This window comes from Hyphobacterium sp. CCMP332 (assembly GCF_014323565.1).
In the GTDB taxonomy this organism is placed as follows: domain Bacteria; phylum Pseudomonadota; class Alphaproteobacteria; order Caulobacterales; family Maricaulaceae; genus Hyphobacterium.
Genome location: NZ_CP058669.1, coordinates 2,206,351 through 2,220,568, shown reverse-complemented (window position 1 = coordinate 2,220,568; position 14,218 = coordinate 2,206,351). Strand labels below are relative to the sequence as shown.

General features: G+C 59.5%; 11 protein-coding genes. 6 read left to right on the top strand and 5 right to left on the bottom strand.

The window, feature by feature from the left end; translation table 11 throughout:
• Positions 1-28: 28 nt before the first annotated feature.
• The 3 genes from rpsO (at position 29) to HXX25_RS11155 (ending at position 5,291) form a co-directional block, all read left to right on the top strand.
• Positions 29-298 carry a 30S ribosomal protein S15 gene (gene rpsO, locus HXX25_RS11165; RefSeq protein WP_187165987.1) on the top strand — a complete coding sequence of 90 codons (270 nt, stop codon included), beginning with the start codon at positions 29-31 and terminating at the stop codon, positions 296-298.
• Between the two features lie 41 nt (positions 299-339).
• Entirely contained in the window at positions 340-2,475 is a 2,136-nt protein-coding gene (gene pnp, locus HXX25_RS11160) for a polyribonucleotide nucleotidyltransferase (RefSeq protein WP_187165986.1), read from the top strand.
• A 365-nt stretch (positions 2,476-2,840) separates the two neighbouring features.
• Positions 2,841-5,291 carry a prolyl oligopeptidase family serine peptidase gene (locus HXX25_RS11155; RefSeq protein WP_233346667.1) on the top strand — a complete coding sequence of 817 codons (2,451 nt, stop codon included), beginning with the start codon at positions 2,841-2,843 and terminating at the stop codon, positions 5,289-5,291.
• Positions 5,292-5,350: 59 nt separating this feature from the next.
• Here HXX25_RS11155 and HXX25_RS11150 read toward each other — a convergent pair whose 3' ends face one another.
• A complete protein-coding gene (locus tag HXX25_RS11150; RefSeq protein ID WP_187165985.1) occupies positions 5,351-6,211 on the bottom strand; it encodes a LytTR family DNA-binding domain-containing protein in 861 nt (286 codons plus the stop codon).
• 240 nt (positions 6,212-6,451) lie between these two features.
• Between HXX25_RS11150 and HXX25_RS11145 the strand changes: the two genes are divergently transcribed.
• Positions 6,452-7,627, top strand: coding sequence for an acyltransferase (locus HXX25_RS11145; protein ID WP_233346665.1), 1,176 nt, complete (start codon positions 6,452-6,454; stop codon positions 7,625-7,627).
• 58 nt (positions 7,628-7,685) lie between these two features.
• Here the strand turns inward: HXX25_RS11145 and HXX25_RS11140 are convergent, their stop codons facing one another.
• The 4 genes from HXX25_RS11140 to HXX25_RS11125 form a co-directional block, all read right to left on the bottom strand.
• Positions 7,686-8,504, bottom strand: a complete 819-nt coding sequence (locus HXX25_RS11140; protein ID WP_187165983.1) for an enoyl-ACP reductase — start codon at positions 8,502-8,504, stop codon at positions 7,686-7,688.
• A gap of 17 nt (positions 8,505-8,521) precedes the next feature.
• On the bottom strand, positions 8,522-9,736 hold the full coding sequence (fabB, locus tag HXX25_RS11135; RefSeq protein WP_187165982.1) for a beta-ketoacyl-ACP synthase I: 1,215 nt from the start codon (positions 9,734-9,736) through the stop codon (positions 8,522-8,524).
• 24 nt (positions 9,737-9,760) lie between these two features.
• Complete coding sequence (gene fabA / locus HXX25_RS11130) at positions 9,761-10,288, bottom strand: bifunctional 3-hydroxydecanoyl-ACP dehydratase/trans-2-decenoyl-ACP isomerase (protein ID WP_187165981.1); 528 nt, start codon at positions 10,286-10,288, stop codon at positions 9,761-9,763.
• A 73-nt stretch (positions 10,289-10,361) separates the two neighbouring features.
• Positions 10,362-10,934, bottom strand: coding sequence for an SH3 domain-containing protein (locus HXX25_RS11125; RefSeq protein ID WP_233346663.1), 573 nt, complete (start codon positions 10,932-10,934; stop codon positions 10,362-10,364).
• A 98-nt stretch (positions 10,935-11,032) separates the two neighbouring features.
• On the opposite strand from HXX25_RS11125, the gene HXX25_RS11120 reads away from it, so the two are divergent.
• Complete coding sequence (locus tag HXX25_RS11120) at positions 11,033-11,932, top strand: MBL fold metallo-hydrolase (protein WP_187165980.1); 900 nt, start codon at positions 11,033-11,035, stop codon at positions 11,930-11,932.
• A gap of 128 nt (positions 11,933-12,060) precedes the next feature.
• A complete protein-coding gene (locus HXX25_RS11115; RefSeq protein ID WP_187165979.1) occupies positions 12,061-14,112 on the top strand; it encodes a S9 family peptidase in 2,052 nt (683 codons plus the stop codon).
• Positions 14,113-14,218: the final 106 nt, after the last annotated feature.

Here is a 14,218-nt window from a genome sequence, read left to right as displayed (position 1 = left end):
CCTGTAGCGGGCAAGAAAGGAAAGTCCGATGTCGGTAACGCAAGAGCGCAAGAGTGCGCTTATCTCCGAAAATGCTCAGACCAAGGGCGATACAGGTTCTCCGGAAGTCCAGGTGGCTATCCTGACAGAACGGATCGTCAATCTGACCGAGCATTTCAAAACCCACAAAAAGGATAATCACTCCCGCCGTGGTCTGTTGAAGATGGTATCCCAGCGCCGCCGGCTGCTGGACTATCTCAAAGGCAAGGATGAGGCACGTTATCAGGCTTTGATCAAGAAGCTGAGCCTCCGCCGATAATCGCTGGTCAAGACGACGAACGGGACGAAAGCACGCACGAGATGTTTGAGATACACAAAGAAACTATTGAATGGGGCGGCCGTGAGCTGACCCTCGAAACCGGCAAGGTCGCCCGCCAAGCGGACGGCGCTGTCATGATCACCTATGGTGAGACAACCGTTCTGGCGACCGCTGTCGGCGTCAAGAATGTCAAGCCGGGAGCCGACTTCTTCCCGCTGACGGTCAACTATCAGGAAAAATACTTTGCTGCCGGGAAAATTCCGGGCGGCTTCTTCAAGCGCGAAGGCCGGCCGACCGAAAAGGAAACGCTGACCTCCCGCCTGATTGACCGTCCGATCCGGCCGCTCTTCCCCAAAGGCTTCAAGAATGAAGTCCAGGTGATGCTGACGGTTCTGTCGCACGACATGGAAAACGACCCGGACATTGTCGGTCTGGTTGGCGCGTCTGCTGCGCTTTGCATTTCCGGCCTGCCCTTCATGGGCCCGATCGGTGCCGCCCGCGTGGGTTATATCGACGGCGAATATGTCCTGAACCCGCTCTGCGATGATATCGCAGACAGCGCGCTCGATCTCGTTGTCGCCGGTACGGGCGATGCCGTGATGATGGTGGAATCGGAAGCCAAGGAGCTCTCCGAGGACGTCATGCTCGGCGCGGTCATGTTTGGTCATGCCGCCTTCCAGCCGGTGATTGAAGCGATCATTCGTCTGGCTGAAAAAGCTGCCAAAGAACCCTGGGACTATCAGCCGGAAGATCATTCCGAACTGGAAGCCAAGGTTCGCAAGCTGGTCGAAAAAGATCTGGCCGCGGCCTACACCATCACCGACAAGACCGAGCGCTATGCTGCCGTTGGTGTGGCCAAGGACAAGGCGAAAGCCGAGCTCGGCCAGAGTGATGACAATCCCGACGGCGTTCCGGGCAATGTTCTCGCTGACGTTCTCAAGGGTGTTGAATCCTCGATCGTTCGCGGTGGTATCATCAAGACCGGAAAACGGATTGATGGCCGCAAGCTGGACGAGGTCCGCACCATTGTTGCCGAAGCCGGTATTCTGCCGCGCACGCACGGTTCAGCTCTCTTCACCCGTGGTGAAACGCAGGGTCTGGTCGTTGCAACGCTCGGCACCGGCGAAGACGAGCAATTCATCGACGCTCTGACGGGAACCTATAAGGAGCGCTTCATGCTCCATTATAACTTCCCGCCTTATTCGGTGGGTGAAACCAGCTTCCGTCTGGCTCCGGGCCGCCGCGAAATCGGCCACGGCAAGCTGGCCTGGCGCGCGGTGAATGCCGTTCTGCCTTCGGCTGAAAACTTCCCCTACACCATCCGTCTGGTCTCCGAGATCACCGAGTCAAACGGCTCGTCCTCGATGGCAACGGTGTGTGGTGCGTCGCTAGCGATGATGGATGCCGGTGTGCCGATTACGCGCCCCGTCTCCGGTATTGCGATGGGTCTGATCAAGGACCCGGATGGCGTGGCGGTTCTGTCCGATATCCTCGGCGATGAAGACCATCTCGGTGATATGGACTTCAAGGTGGCGGGTACGTCTGAAGGCGTGACCTCGCTGCAGATGGACATCAAGATTGCCGGCATTGACGAAGGCATCATGAAAACCGCTCTTGAGCAGGCCAAGGGTGGCCGCTTGCACATCCTCGAGCGGATGAATGACGCCCTCGGCACGGCCCGTGAAGAAGTTGGCGAATATGCACCGCGCATTGAAACCATCACCATTCCGACGGACAAAATCCGTGACGTGATTGGTACAGGCGGCAAGGTGATCCGCGAGATCGTCGAAGTCACTGGCGCCAAGGTAGATGTCAATGATGACGGCGTGATCAAGGTCTCGTCGCCGGATGGCAAATCCATCCGCGCGGCTCTGGACTGGATCCATGGTCTGACGGCCGAGCCGGAAATCGGCGAAATCTACAAAGGCAAGATCGTCAAGGTCATGGACTTTGGAGCTTTCGTGAATTTCTTCGGCCCGAAAGACGGCCTGGTTCATGTCTCACAAATGAAGAATGAGCGCGTCTCGCATCCCAAGGACGTCGTTGCCGAAGGCGACGAAGTCTATGTGAAGCTGATGGGCTTTGATGATCGCGGCAAGGTCCGCCTGTCAATGAAAGTCGTTGATCAGGAAACCGGCAAGGACATCAAGGAAGATGAAGGCGACGAAGAGGAATAGCTCTTTCTCGCGCGTTTCATATCTGATTGAATTGGCCCGGATGCGAATCCGGGCCAGTTTTTTATGCGCACAATCAATTTCGACACCGCCGGAGGGTCGTTCGGCCTTTATCCGGCCCGTACGGCCGAGAGCGTGTAGTGGACAAGTCCGCAGGTTGAAGCCCTGCACATCCACATTTCGCCGGACCGGCTGGCGCAGATCTATCCCTGCCGCAGCGGTGTGAGGCGTTCCGCGCCCTTCGTGGATGCCTGGTAAGCCGGATGGAGGCTGGAGACGCCGCTGACTGAGCCCGATACAGGCAGGACGGCTGGACCTGTCCACTTTGCCCCCTATGATTATCGTCAAACGTCATCGGGAGACATGAAGTGATCCGCAATATTCTCGCACTTGCCGGTTGTGCCGGTCTTATCTCAGCGGCGGCCCTCGCACAGGACAATACCTATCGCCTGCCACCGCAGGATATTGTTGATATCGTTGATGCGCCGGCCGCGCCCTGGACGACATTCTCGCCCGATCGGCGGCATTTGCTGCTGATCAACCGCGAAAGCCTGCCGCCTGTGGCGGAGCTGGCGCGCCCGATGGAGCGCCTCGCCGGCTTGCGGCTTGATGCCGCCACAAACGGACGCCATGGGCCCCGCACAGCGACGGGTCTGTCGGTGATTGATGTGACAACTGGTGAAGAGCGCACCATCCCGCTGCCGGATGATATCGGCCTGTCGAATTTCGACTGGTCGCCGGACGGGCGATATGCGGCCTTCGTCGTCACTCAAGGCAGCACGCTGTCGCTCTGGGTGGCGGATGTTGAACGCGCCCGCGCTCGTGAAGTCATATCCGAAGGCGTGAATGCGGTCTTTGATCCGATCAGCTGGATGCCGGACAGTGAGACGCTGCTCGTCAATACCGTCCCGGCGGATCGCGGACCGATGCCGCAGCGGCCACTCGTTCCGGCAGGGCCGGTCATTCAGGAGGCGGGCGGTTATGAAGCGCCGGTGAGGACCTATCAGGACCTTCTGACCGACAGTCATGATGCGGCCCTCTTCGCCTGGATGGCGACCACCCAGCTTGTGATGGTTGATGCGCGCCGCGGCCGTCCGCAGCCTGTCGGCGACCCGGATCTGATCTATTCTGCGGACCCCGCGCCCGGTGGCGAGATGATCCTGATCGGGGCCATGCAACAACCGTTTTCCTATGATGTGAACTGGGCGAGCTTTGCCGACCGGACCTATGTCATCGATCTCGACGGGAATGAGATTGCGGAAATCGCGCGCCAACCGATTGCCGACAGCGTGCCGATTGGCGGCGTCATTACCGGCCGCCGGAGCATTGGCTGGCAGGCGTCGCATCCGGCGCGGATTGTGTGGGCCGAGGCGCTGGATGGCGGCGACCCGCGCGTCGAGATCGATGAAAGAGACAGCGTCTGGACACTGGGCGCTCCGTTTGATGGTGAGCCGGTCGAAGTTGCGCGTTTTGAAGACCGTTATTACGGCACACAATATACGTCCGAAGGCGAAACCGGGCTGGCGGTCGAATATGACCGGGACACGCGGATCATCCGCCGCTGGGTCATTGATTTTGCCGAGAATGGCGCTGCTCCGCGGCTGGCCGAGGAGCGCAATCTCCAGGATGCCTATGCCGATCCGGGCTCGCCGGAGACGGTGCGCAATGAATTCGGGCGAGCGGTCGCGGCGATCGAGGATGGCTATCTCTACTATACCGGGACCGGCGCAACGCCGGAAGGCAACCGGCCCTTCCTGAATCGGGTCAGCTTCGACACATTCGAGACCGAAGAATTATGGCGCAACAGCGGAGAGAATTACGAGCGCGTCATCGGCCTTGTCGAGGCGGACGGATCGGTTTTCCTGTCCTCCTATGAAGACCCGGAAACGCCGCCAAATGTCCGCCTGCACGGTGATAGCGATCCGCGATTCGTTACGGATTTTCCAAATCCGCATCCGCAGCTCAACGAGATCTCGCGTGAGCTCATTACCTATGAACGCGCCGATGGCATGCCGCTGTCGGCGACACTCTACCTGCCGGCAGATTATGAAGAGGGACAGACCCTGCCCTTGCTGATCTGGGCCTATCCGCTGGAATACAATAATGCGGAAACCGCCGGCCAGGTGCGGGGCTCGCCCTACGAATTCACTCGCGTGGCCGGAACCAGCCCGCGCTTCCTTGTGACGCAAGGCTATGCGCTCATGGAAAATGCCACCATGCCGGTGGTCGGTGACGATCCGGAGACGGTGAATGATAGCTTCATCGAACAATTGGTGCTGTCGGCGCAAGCGGCCGTTGACGAATCGGTGCGCCTCGGCTTCGGCGATGGAGATCGCGTGGCGGTGGCCGGGCACTCCTATGGGGCGTTCATGACCGCACACCTTCTGGCGGCCAGCGATATTTTCCGCACCGGCATTGCGCGGTCCGGGGCGTATAACCGGACGCTGACGCCGTTCGGCTTCCAGTCGGAGCGCCGGACCTTCTGGGCCGCGCCGGATACCTATTTCGAGCTGTCCCCCTTCATGCATGCGGACGATATCAACGAGCCGATCCTGTTGATCCACGGTCAGATGGACAATAATTCCGGCACATTCCCGATGCAGTCCGAGCGCATGTTTGCGGCGGTCAAGGGCAATGCCGGCACGGCGCGTCTCGTCATGCTGCCCTATGAAAGCCATGGCTATAGCGGGCGCGAAAGCGTGTTGCACGTTCTGGCCGAGAGCATTGACTGGTTGAACACCTGGGTGCTGCCGATTGAGGATCCGACGGGGCGGGATGCGGCTGAGGATGCGCCGGAAAGCGACGCCGCGACTGAATAAACCGGTTGGGGCAGGCTAAAGAAAACCCCGCCAGAGCGATCCGGCGGGGGATGTTCGTGTCAGCCTTCAAGCGCCGCCCGATACCGCCGCGACCCTGGCACCTGCGCACCGCTGGTCAGGGTGATCACCACATCGCCTTCGCCGGTGGGTGCAATCTCGGCAATAGCCGAGCGATTGACGATGAAGGAGCGGTGCACCCGCACTGCGTCGACCTGTGCGGCGCGCAGCTGGGTTTCCAGTTCGCGCAAGGTCAGGCGCGCAAAATGCGTGCCGGTGGCAAAGGTTGCCTCGACATAATTGCCCGCCGCGCTGGCAAACAGAAAACCGTCCGCCTCGGCGAGCACGGTCCGGCCGCCGCACTTCAGGGTCACGCGGTGACGCACCTGCGCCTCGCGCCTCGCGGCCTCGGCGTCCATGCGGTGCTGTTCGACGGTGCGGAAAATGTAGAGCAGGAAGAGGATGACGGCGTAGGCCATAACGTCCTTGCGGTATTCATAGACGAATACGAGGCCGACGCCGTCGCCAAAGAAGTCGTACTGGCCGTCAAACAGGAGCGGCCACAGCCCGTCGCGCGCCAGCGCGATCCCGCCGACATGAATGGCTGAGAACGCGAGGGACCCGATGACATGGACCGGAATGGCCACCGGCCAGCGCGTTTCGCCGACCGGATAGCGGGATTCCAGCCAGCTGACCGGCCAGAAAAGCAGGAGAACAAAGGCAGTGCTCGTGCCTTCCAGAAACCAGATCTCGGCGACATGCGCGACACCGCCGCCGCGTTCGGCCTCGGTGATGTTGGACAGCGAATTGATCACCCAGAAGCCCAGGATGATGACTGAATAGGCCAGAAAGGCGCGGATGACGGCATCGCGCTGGGCGCGGTGTTCGCGCTGGATATCACTGGGGCGCGTGGTATCGGTCATGGGGACGATCATGCACCGCCCGGCGGTGCATGCAAGCGCGGCGCGGACCGCCTGCCCCGCAAGACCGCCGCTCATCCCGCGCGCTGCTGTTTTCATCCCCGCCATCCGCTGACGGTCACACATGTGTAGCGGCGCGGGCCGTACAGGGGTCAGACAAGGGCCGTCACATTGAAAAAGGCCTGACCCATGTCCCGCGCAACACCTCACACTCAAACCGCCCCGCAGCCCGGACCCAACGCCGTGTTCACGCGACGTCATGATCTCGACTGGCTCAGGATCATCGCCTTCGGCCTGCTGATTTTTTATCACATCGGCATGTTCTTCAATACCGAGGGCTGGCACGCCAAGAGCACACATGCCAATGACACGATGGAGCCGATCATGTGGCTATCCTCGCCCTGGCGGCTGCCGCTGCTCTTCTTCATTTCCGGTGTGGCGCTGCGCTTCCTGTCCGACAAGCTGGGCAGTGCCGGTTTTGCGCGCGAGCGCTTCATCCGCCTGTTATCGGTCATCCTGTTCGGCATGTATGTGATCGTCGCGCCGCAAACCTATGTCGAGCTCCTGCGCGCCGGCGAGATCGGCCCGAATGTGTGGGATTTCTATCAGGGCTATGCTTTCCAGTGGGACGGCCCGTGGTCTGTCCACACACCGACCTGGAACCACCTGTGGTATGTCGTCTATCTTTTCGTCTATTCGCTGTTGCTGGCACCCCTGATCCCGCTGTTGCGGTCCGGGGCCGACGGCGGATTCATGCGGCGTGCGGGCGAGCTCTTTGCCCGCCCGGTCATCGGTCCGGTCCTCCTGGTTGCCCTGCCGGTCATTCCGTTTCTGGTGATCCGCTTCACCCTGGCCGCGCAATTCCCGACCACCCATGCCCTGCTCGATGACTGGGCCAATCATGCCGGCAGCCTGACTATCCTCCTCTATGGCTATGCCTTCGCGAAGAATGGTGCGCTGTGGCGCGCCGTGGACCGGGCGCTGCCGGTCGTTGGCGGGCTCACGCTCGTGCTCTTTGCCTTCCTGCTTGCCGCCTACACGAATTTTGAGGCGGCGCTGGAACATGACGCCATCATCTGGACGGCTCGCATTGCCCGCATCGTATTTGCCTGGTCGATCATTCTGACGCTGACCGGTCTGGCCCAGCGCTTTCTCAACCGTGATGGCCCGGCGCGGCGCTATCTGACCGAGGCGATCTTCCCCTTCTACATTCTGCACCAGACCATCACAGTGACGGCGGGCTACTGGATGGCGCAGCAGGGATGGGGCGTATGGACGGAATTTGCCGCCCTGACGGCGGTCACGCTCGGCGGCTGTGTGCTCGGTTTCGAGATCATCCGGCGGGTGGCGTGGCTGAGGCCGCTCTTCGGGTTGAAGGGGATGCCGCGCCCCCGACCCGTTGCGACCCCTGCGGAATAACAAAAACCCCGCCGGAGCGATCCGGCGGGGTCTTGACTTCGGGGTGGCTGTTTAATGCCTACTCGTCATCATCCATGCTCGGCACGGCCACAGCGTGGAAGCCGGCATCAACGTGCAGGGTTTCGCCCGTGCAGGAATGGCCGAGATCGGACAGAAGATAGAGCGCCGCGCCCGCCACGCCTTCGATGCGCGTGTCTTCCTTCATCATCGACCATTCGCGGCCCGTGCGCATGAGGGATTTGCCACCGGAAATGCCCGCCATGGCGAGGGTCCGCATCGGGCCGGCCGAGAGGGCGTTGACGCGAATGCCAGACGGTCCGAGATCACGGGCCATGTAGCGGGTGGACGCTTCCAGAGCGGCCTTGGCGACGCCCATGACATTGTAGGACGGCACGACGCGTTCCGAGCCGAGATAGGTGAGCGTGACCATGGAGCCGCCCTCCGTCATCAGATGTGAGGCACGTTTACCGGCATCGACAAATGAGAAGGCTGAGATTTCCATCGCCCGGCGCCAGCCGTCGCGCGTGGTGTTTTCAGTAAACGAGCCGACCAGCTCGTCCTTGCCGGCAAAGGCGATGGCGTGAACCAGAAAATCCATCTTGCCCCATTTTTTCTCGATGGCCGCAAAGCAGGCATCCATGGAGGCATCGTCGGTGACGTCGGCAGAGAGCATGAAGGGCCCCGGCCCCAGGCTTTCGACCAATGGACGGACACGCTTTTCCAGCGCTTCGCCCTGATAGGAAAAGGCCAGTTCCGCGCCTTGCGCAGCGAGCTGCTGGGCAATGCCCCAGGCGATGGAATTCTTGTTGGCGACGCCCATGATGAGGCCGCGCTTGCCCTTCATCAGATCGCCGGTCGGGAAAACAGTATCAGACATGGGAAGACCTTTCAGGATCAGACTTTGGCGACGACGACCGTACCATTCGTGCCGCCAAAGCCGAAGGAATTGGACATGGCGGTGTTGATCTGGGCGTCGCGGGTTTCGGTGATGATAGGCAGGTTCAGCGCGGCAATGTCCGGATCCATGTCGAAAACATTGATCGAAGGTGCCACGAAATTATCCCGCATCATCAACAGCGTATAGACGAGTTCATGCGCACCGGCAGCGCCGAGCGAATGGCCGGTCATGGACTTGGTTGCCGAAATCATCGGAGCCTTGTCGCCGAAGACGGTCTTGACGGCCTTCATCTCGGTGATGTCCCCGACGGGCGTCGCGGTGGCGTGCGGGTTGAGATAATCGATGTCCGATCCGGCGGTTTCCATGGCCAGCTTCATGGAGCGTACAGCGCCTTCACCGGAGGGGGCGACCATGTCATAGCCATCGGATGTGGCCCCGTAGCCGGTGATCTCGGCGAGGATCGGGGCGCCGCGCTTTTTGGCGCGTTCATATTCTTCCAGCACGACGACACCGGCCCCGGCCCCGCCGACAAAGCCGTCGCGATCCTTGTCGAACGCCCGCGAAGCCTGTTGCGGTGTGTCGTTATACTTCGTCGACATTGCGCCCATGGCATCAAACAGGTTGGACAGCGCCCAGTGAATTTCCTCACAACCGCCGGCGAACATCACATCCTGCTTGCCCCACTGGATCTGCTCTGCCGCGGCCCCGACGCAATGCAGTGACGTCGTGCAGGCCGATGTGATGGAATAATTGACGCCGAGGATCTTGAAAGGAGTGGCCAGCGTGGCCGAGGCCGTTGAGCTCATCGCCTTGGGCACGGCAAAGGGGCCAATACGGCGCGGGCCCTTGTCGCGGGTTATGTCGGCGGCATGAACAATCGTGCCGGCCGAGGGACCGCCCGAGCCCATGATAATCCCGGTACGCGGGTTGGAGATGTCATCCTCGCCAATTCCCGAAGCGGCGATGGCCTCTTCCATCGCCATATAGCACCAGCCCGCGCCTTCGCTCATGAAGCGATAGACGCGTTTGTCGACATGCTCTGCGGGGTCGATATCCGGCTTGGCGCCGACCTGGCACTTGAAATTATGGTCAGCAAATTCCTGCATGAAGCCGATGCCGCTCTTGCCCGCTTTCAGCGAGGCGGCGACTTCGTCGGCATTGTTTCCGATAGGCGAAATTACGCCTAGCCCGGTGATCACAACACGGCGCATTGATGAACTCCTGTAATTCGGGGCTCAGCCCTGACGGGCGAGATCTTCCGGTTTGAAGAGGCCGACTTTGAGATCCTTGGCCTTGTAGATTTCCTTATCGTCGGCGAAGAGCCGCGCATCGGCAACGCCAAGCACCAGTCCGCGCTTGACGATTTTCTTCATGTCGATCTGGTATCGAACGAGTTTCACGTCCGGCGTCACCTGGCCGACGAATTTGACTTCGCCGCATCCGATGGCCCGCCCCTTGCCGGGATTGCCGGCCCAGACGAGAAAAAACCCGACCATTTGCCACATGGCGTCCAGACCCAGACAGCCCGGCATGACCGGATCGCCCTTGAAATGGCATTCGAAAAACCACTTGTCATCGGTGATGTCGAGCTCGGCTATGATCTGGCCCTTGCCGTATTCGCCACCTTCCTCGGAAATGTGGGTGATGCGGTCCATCATCAGCATGGGCGGTGAAGGCAATTGTCCATTGCCCGGCCCGAAGAGCTCGCCGCTGGCTGAGCGCAGCAGGTCTTCATAGGAAAGCGCGTTGAGGCGTTCTGTCATATTCGATCCCGATCGGTGACGGTCCGCTTTATGAATTGGAGCGGGGGATCAAGCCGTCAGATATCCACCGCTTTCAGTGATCAGCGGTATCATGCGGCGACGAGGCACTCAAGGCGGCGAGGCTGTCTGTGGCAGCATCGCTCAGCCCCAGATCAGATGGCATCAGACCCCAAACGGCATCGGCCTGTACCCAGCCATGATGTCCCTGCGCTTCAAGGCGGCACCAGCCGTCTGCGCAACGCTCCAGGTCCAGTATGGCCCCGGCTTCTGCGACGGCTTCGATATTGGCGTCGTTATCCGGGCGAATGCGCAATTCTGTTTCTTCCGGAATAAAGACGGTTCTCCGGCCCGAGAGCAGGGAGTGGTGCATCCAGGTGACTTCGCCGCCGGGATCTTCCACACGGCGCCAACCGGGCGCTTCTGCCGTTACCCGCAGCGGCAATCCCTCGCGCACATAGCGCCAGACGATCTGATGATCCTGGCTCGGTCCCTCGCGTCCGTAAGCCACGCTGACCTTCAATGAGACAAAGCGCGGCACCGGATAGCCTGAAGGCGTGTCGGCGTCCTGCGCCAGAATGGCGGGCGACGTCATCACGAGGATGGCAAACAGGAGAAGGCGCAGGAGGCGTTGCATGGTTCGTGACATGCGCCCTTCAGGGTGAATAGCCGGTAAATTTGACGGGATTTGCAAGACGTTCCGGTGATAACGCTCTATATGAGACAGGAGCCATCAGGGAGGATCTCATGAAATCTGTATTCGTCACCGCGTCCATTCTGGCCTTTGCCGCGGGCGCAAGCGCCCAGGATCGTCAGTACGAATTCGAGCCGACCCAGTTACGCGGCGGCATTGTCATGCTGTCGACCGGAGCCGGCGGCAATATGGCGTTTCTGACGGGCGCAGACGGCATCTTGCTGGTGGACGACCTTTTGCCCAATTCCGGGCCGCAAGTCGAAGCGGCTATTGCCGATATTGCGGGCGAGGGCGTGCCACGTTTTGTCCTCAACACTCACTATCACGGCGATCATACGGGTTCGAATGATCACTTCCACGCCGAAGGCGCAACTATCGTCGCCCACCACAATATCCGAACGCGGCTGGCCAATTCCGATTCGCAGAATGAATACGGATTTTTGCCGATCCTGACATTTGGCGAAGACCTTCATTTTCACATGAATGGCGAGACGGTGCGTGCGGTCCACGTGCCGTCCGCGCACACAGATGGCGACGCACTGGTCTATTTCGAGGGCGCGGATGTCCTTCACATGGGTGACACACTTTTTTCGGGTCTCTTCCCCTACATTGATGTCGCCGGTGGCGGGTCTATCGAAGGGTTTATTGATGCGATGGAAACCGGTTTGCGCGTCGCCGGGCCCGACACTCAGGTCATTCCCGGCCATGGGCCGCTCTCGACGCGCTCGGACATTCAGGCCTCGATCGACATGATTGTTGCGACACGGGCGATTATTGCGCCACTCGTCGAAGAGGGTTTGTCGCTCGAAGACGTACTGGCGGCCGATCCGCTGGCAGACTATGGGGACGACTGGAACTGGCGCTTTATCTGTACGCCGCGCATGGTCGCGACGCTCTATTTTGATGCCGCAGGCGATACCGAAACCAGTCCGTTGACCATCAGCTGCGACTGAACGCCGCTTCTCTGTCGCTCTGTTGACGATCTTGTTGGTTTAGCCCCGCCAAAGCCGCCGCCGGATCAATCAGGCATTGCGTGATCCCTCCCCATCCTCTTAAATCCGAGGGGAGGGGAGAATTCACATTGCGAAGTTTCGTTACGTTTGTGCTCGTATGTCTGGTCGCCTGCAACGCCAGCGCTCAGGATGATCTACCTGCATATGGTCAGGCGGAACTCGAGGATTTTCTGGATACACCGGAAGTCACGCGGCCGGTTCTGTCGCCCAACGGGCGTTATCTCGCCTTCATGGTGCACACTGACCATGCCGAAAATGGCGATGTCCTCGTCATTCGCGATCTCGATTCGCCCGATAATTCAAATGTGAGTCAGACGGGCTTTGGTCGGCTACCAATTATCAATATTGGTTGGGCGAGCGATGACAGGGTGCTTGTCACGCTGTTACGCCGAGGGCTGGTCCGAGTCCGGGGTGTTCCGGTCGACGTGCCCTCTATCAGGACGGTCAGTTACGACCGCCGAGACATGTCCAGCCCGACTGTGCTATTTGAGGAAGAGCGCCGGGTCTTTGACAATCTTTATAACGCCTACGGCAATGAACTCGTCAATATTCTGCCCGATGACCCTGAACATATTTTGATGGCCGCCTACCGTGGCGATTCCCTCGATCTTTGGCGTGTGAATACCGAAACCGGTGCGGCGGATGTGATTGAGGATGGTAATTCGCACACGCGACAATGGTACACCAATGGCGACGGTGTGGCCGTAATGCGTGTAGATGTGAATTACCGCGGGCGCCGCGTAGAGGTGTTTACACGACAGCCGGGTGAGCGGCGTTGGCGCCGGACAGCGCAATTCCGGACCAATGAGTTATCTGATCGCGCCAGCGAATTTGCCTGGGGCGGCATTTCAGACCAGCCGGGGCAAATATACGTCTTTAGTCGGCGCGACGGATCCGATCGGCGTGGTATCTATCTCTATGACCTTGCAGAAGGGACATATGTCCAAACCATGGCTGAGCATGATCGGGTGGATATCAGCCATATCATGGTCAACCCGCAGAACGGAGCCTATCTGGGATATGCCTTTACGGATGATCGGTTTGAGGTCGAAATAACAGATCCTGATCTGCGTCGACATTATCGTGGCCTGCGGAATTTCTTTGGCGATGATGTCAGTGTATTACCCGCCAGTTTTGCTGGCGAGCGCATGATTTTGTATGTCACCGGGCCGCGTGAGGCCGGCGTATATTACCTCTATGATCGTGCATCGGGATCTGTTGACCCGCTGATGACACCGCGACCGCGCTTGCCGCCAGATGTGTTGCATGATGTCGAGATCGTTCGCTATCAAGCGAGCGACGGCGTTCCATTGACAGCATACCTTACTATACCAAGGCGCGGTATGGGGCCGGATACACCTTTGATTCTATTGCCGCATGGCGGTCCCGAACGCCGCGATGATTACGGATTTGATTTTATCGCCCAATACTATGCGTCGCGAGGCTATGCGGTCCTGCAACCGAATTTTCGTGGTTCGTCTGGTTACGGCAGCGATTTTGCTGAATCGGGATATGGCCGTTGGGGCGAGCGAATGCAGCTAGATCTGGATGATGCCGTACAGGTGATGATTGATCAAAGGCGAGTCGCGTTTGACCGGATATGCATCGCAGGATTCAGCTATGGTGGATATGCAGCGCTGATGGGCGGGGCAACCCGGCCCGACCTGTATCAATGCGTTTTTGCGGGCGCCGCGGTGACAGATCTGCTGGGTTTCGTTGATTACTGGCAGCGCAATAATGAGAATGCATACGCATACTGGACCACAGCCATCGGGAATCCACGAACCGATCGTGATCGCATGTATTGGGCTTCCCCGATTCATCTGGCTGATCGTATGACAATGCCGGTTCTTCTTGCACACGGTACGGATGACTCCGTTGTGCCGTTCGATCACACTGAGAGAATGGCGGAGGCTTTGGCCGAAGTCGGAGGCGACTACTTTTTTCAAACCTATAGCGATGCCGGGCACTCTTTCGAGGAGGATGGAAACTGGCGTTTATTGCTAACCCAAACCACGGCAATGTTTGACAGAGTGATTGGACCTGATCGAGGTCAGTATGACAGCATTTTCCTTGAAGACTGGCCTGGTCCCATGGACGAGGCGGCTGAGGAGCCTTGACCAAATAGGTCGAAGTTCGCCCATCGCGGCTGAGGTTAGTCGTTTGGCGTTATAGCATCTGCGTCGAGCAAAGACCCCGGAAGGAATTCTATCAGAATTTGTATTT

Bases quoted from the DNA above. Each gene is read 5' to 3' on its own strand.
- fabB (WP_187165982.1), bottom strand. From the start codon at position 9,736: ATGCGCCGTGTTGTGATCACCGGGCTAGGCGTAATTTCGCCTATCGGA.
- fabA (WP_187165981.1), bottom strand. From the start codon at position 10,288: ATGACAGAACGCCTCAACGCGCTTTCCTATGAAGACCTGCTGCGCTCA.
- HXX25_RS11140 (WP_187165983.1), bottom strand. From the start codon at position 8,504: ATGTCTGATACTGTTTTCCCGACCGGCGATCTGATGAAGGGCAAGCGC.
- HXX25_RS11120 (WP_187165980.1), top strand. From the start codon at position 11,033: ATGAAATCTGTATTCGTCACCGCGTCCATTCTGGCCTTTGCCGCGGGC.
- HXX25_RS11150 (WP_187165985.1), bottom strand. From the start codon at position 6,211: ATGACCGATACCACGCGCCCCAGTGATATCCAGCGCGAACACCGCGCC.
- rpsO (WP_187165987.1), top strand. From the start codon at position 29: ATGTCGGTAACGCAAGAGCGCAAGAGTGCGCTTATCTCCGAAAATGCT.
- pnp (WP_187165986.1), top strand. From the start codon at position 340: ATGTTTGAGATACACAAAGAAACTATTGAATGGGGCGGCCGTGAGCTG.
- HXX25_RS11125 (WP_233346663.1), bottom strand. From the start codon at position 10,934: ATGTCACGAACCATGCAACGCCTCCTGCGCCTTCTCCTGTTTGCCATC.